This is a genomic window from Hydrogenophaga sp. (assembly GCF_041633695.1).
Classification (GTDB): domain Bacteria; phylum Pseudomonadota; class Gammaproteobacteria; order Burkholderiales; family Burkholderiaceae_C; genus Hydrogenophaga.
In genome coordinates this window covers 1-3,296 of record NZ_JBFJMY010000455.1, presented here as the reverse complement: position 1 = coordinate 3,296, position 3,296 = coordinate 1, and the positions used below count along the sequence as shown (strand labels likewise).

4 protein-coding genes are annotated in these 3,296 nt (G+C 61.1%); 2 read left to right on the top strand and 2 right to left on the bottom strand.

The window, feature by feature from the left end:
* The first annotated feature begins 366 nt into the window (after positions 1-366).
* Positions 367-1,101 carry a hypothetical protein gene (locus ABYB95_RS19995; protein WP_372660958.1) on the top strand — a complete coding sequence of 245 codons (735 nt, stop codon included), beginning with the start codon at positions 367-369 and terminating at the stop codon, positions 1,099-1,101.
* A gap of 228 nt (positions 1,102-1,329) precedes the next feature.
* Here the strand turns inward: ABYB95_RS19995 and ABYB95_RS19990 are convergent, their stop codons facing one another.
* Positions 1,330-1,716, bottom strand: a complete 387-nt coding sequence (locus ABYB95_RS19990) for a phosphopantetheine adenylyltransferase (RefSeq protein WP_372660956.1) — start codon at positions 1,714-1,716, stop codon at positions 1,330-1,332.
* A complete protein-coding gene (locus ABYB95_RS19985) occupies positions 1,713-2,597 on the bottom strand; it encodes a helix-turn-helix domain-containing protein (protein WP_372660953.1) in 885 nt (294 codons plus the stop codon). Before ABYB95_RS19985 ends, ABYB95_RS19990 begins: the two co-directional genes overlap by 4 nt.
* 107 nt (positions 2,598-2,704) lie before the next feature.
* Here ABYB95_RS19985 and ABYB95_RS19980 point away from each other — a divergent pair, with 107 nt between their 5' ends.
* Complete coding sequence (locus ABYB95_RS19980) at positions 2,705-3,127, top strand: hypothetical protein (protein WP_372660950.1); 423 nt, start codon at positions 2,705-2,707, stop codon at positions 3,125-3,127.
* Positions 3,128-3,296: the final 169 nt, after the last annotated feature.

Sequence of the window (3,296 nt, the reverse complement as noted above, 5' to 3'; positions counted from 1 at the left end):
TGTTGGGCCTGGCCAGCCCGCGCATCTGGCCGCTGCGGTGGGCACTTGATCCGGTGAAGTCAACACATGTATGGGGCCGAGACCCGATGCATCGCTTAAGCGTAGTCATCTGTGCTCTTGAGCGCGGGGCGGCCCCTTCGTTCAGCGTCATTTTGTCCGGTCGAGTTTCTCGGAATTGATATGCCTGTGCATAAAACAGAAATGGAGGGAAATTTTTTGATGTCAAATCCATTTTTGGTGTGTGTCCACCTGCGATATCCGATTAGGCTGGTAGGCATCCAAATTTTTGCCGACTAAATCAATGTTAGACACCCTAAGTCAACATGCCTTCTTCCTCACGACCTAGAGAAACAAACGGAGATCACCTTGGGCAATGTTATTAATTTCCTGAATACGAACTCAGGTGTGCTGAATGTTGTATTCACCGGAGTGGTAACTCTTGCTACTGCAGTCTATGCACTGCTCACCTGGAAGTTGGTCACCGAGACTCGTTTGATGCGAGAGGTTCAGACAGAACCGAAACTAGCTGTCACCATCAACTCTATCGACGAAGCCATTCACATCGTTCGTCTTCATTTCCGAAATATTGGTCAAGGGCCGGCCTTCGGCGTCAAATTCACTCCACGAGTTGAAAGTGGCAACGAGCTGTCTGCAGCGCTGCTCGCTGAATTCACCGCGCCGAACTACTTCAAGACAGGGCTCTCATACCTTGGCCCCGGGCAGGAACGAGTCTCGATGTTCACCGAACTCATCAAAAATCACGACGACAAAATAACGACGGTCCTCGCGTTTGATGTGGAGTACAAGAGTGTCATGGGAAAGACCCATCGCGACACACTTGTGGTTGATATGTCTGAATACAAGGGAACTGAACGGCTTGGGAAACCCCACCTATACGCGATAGCGCTTAGCTTGGAGAAGTTGCAGAAGGATGTGAATCGTTTGGTCGGTGACAGCAACCGCTTGAAGACAGACGTGTACTCCTCCAAAGACCGATCGGAAGAAAGAAAAGAGCGAGAAGAGTGGCGGGAGGAGCAACGACGCAAACATGTGCCTAACCCTTCTATGCAGACTCCCCCGCAAGGGCAAGAAACTGAATGATGTTTGGGCTGTTGAGGCATCGCCTGCGGTCGACTATCCAGCATCTGAGGTGAACTCTGTTCTGCCCGTGCCAGCATCGAATCTGCGGGAGCTGCACGCCAGTCGTTGCAAGCGACAGGCCAACTGTCGGAAGCGTTTGTGGCATCGGACAGGCTGGGGTGTGCCCGGTTGGTCATGTGGAGCAATTGCTGAGAAAGCAAGTGGCGTGGAGAAAACGAAAGAGGGTTTCTATCGCTCTAACTGTGCGCGCTGGTACACCCAAGCCAACAACCCCACAGTCAGACAAACCAGTGCCACGGCATCGGTAATCACCACGCGCTGGACCGCCGCGTTGTAGCCACCTTGCGACCACGCCAGCCACAAAAACGAGCCCACGCTGACCCAGCCTGCGATGAAGGCCAGCGCTTGCAGCGAAGGCACAAACGCCGCCCACAGCAGGAACGCGCCCAGCAGACCCAACAGCACGGCCCGGTGGCGCATCAGGATGGCGATGTTGGGTTCGTCCAGGGGCAGGCCGTACAGCGCGGCCAGGCGTTCGCCGCCCAGCACACCGGTCAGTGGCAGCAGGTGGATCAAGCCCACCAAGACCAGGCTGGCCGCGATCAGGTGCTTCATGAGCCACCACTTTTTGGATGCTGCGCTTCGCTTGCGAGCAGCATGTTGCGCAGCCGTTCGGCCGATGCGGCATCTGCCGGGAAAAAGGTTTCCAGTGCCAGCTCCTGCAGCGTGATGTCGACCGGGGAGCCGAACACGGTCACGGTGCTGATGAGGGTCAAAACGCCTTGCGGTGTCTGGAAGCGGAACGGCATGAGCACGCCCGGGTGTTCGCCCGCCAGTTCCACTTCTTGTGCGGGCTCTTGCGTGGGAAGGGCCTGCAGTTCGTCGCGCAGGGCGGCCAGCACCGGGTCGCCGGTGGCGCGGATTTGCTGGTGCAGGCGTTCGAGCAGGTGGCGGCGCCACTGGGCCAGGTTGGCGATGCGCGGTGCCAGGCCACGGGGGTGCAGGCTCAGGCGCAGCACGTTCACGGGCGGCTGCAGCAGCTCGGGCGGAATACCGGCGAGCAGCAGCGGCACCATGCGGTTGCTGGCCACCAGATTCCAGTGCCGGTCCATGGCCAGGGCGGGCCAGGGTTCGTGGCTTTTTAAGATGAGTTGCACGGCCTGGTGGGCGGCGGCCATTTCCGGGTCGTCCAGGGCGCGTTCGCGGTACATGGGCGCGTAGCCCGCAGCGGCCAGCAGTGTATTGCGGTCGCGCAGGGGCACGTCCAGCCGTTCGCTCAGGCGCAACACCATTTCGCGGCTGGGTCCCGCGCGGCCGGTTTCCACAAAACTCAGGTGCCGGGTAGAGACGCCGGCTTCACCGGCCAGGGCCAACTGGCTCAGGCGGCGCCGCTGGCGCCAGTAGCGCAGGTGCTCGCCAAACGAATGGCGGGCGTGCGGTTCGCTGGCGCCGGGCTGGCGCTCACCGGGTGTTGGGTGTGGGCTGTGGGTGTCCATGTTCGCGATGGTAGAGGCCGCGCGTCATGCGCGCCATGACCTCCCAGGTTATCGACCCGCCGCGATTGCTTGGCCAGCATGGAGGCCTTTCAACCAAGGAGTGCGTCATGTCTTTGATTTCTGTTCTGGGTTCTCCCACTGTTCTGCGCCGGGTCTTGTGGACCGACGCCGCTTCGGGTGCGGCCACCGGCGCGCTGCAGCTGGCTGTGCCCGGCGTGCTCAGCGCCTGGCTGGGTTTGCCGGCGGCGTGGATCACCGCCTCGGGTGCGCTGATTTTTGCCTTTGTGGCGCTGGCGGTTTACCTGACCACACGCGCAGCGGTGCCGAGGTCGGGCCTCTGGTTGCTGGTGCTGGGCAATGCGGCCTGGGTGGTCGGCTGCCTGGAGCTGGCGTTTGCCGGGCCCGCCACCCTGACCGCTTGGGGGCAGGCCTACCTGCTGGTGCAGGCGGTGGCCGTGGCGGTGTTGGCCGAGTTGCAGTGGATGGGCTTGCGGCGCGCGTCCCGCAGCGTTGAGCTGGGCCTGTCCTGAGCGGGGTCTCAGGGGTGAAGCCCTGCCCAGCGCCGCACTTCGACAGGCTCAGTGCGAACGGTTTGTTGTGGAGCGAACGCCGTGCGGTCGGTGCCAGGCCTTGCCCAGCGCAAGCACTTCGACAGGCTCAGTGCGAACGGGTGTTTGTGGAGCGAACGCCATGCGGTCG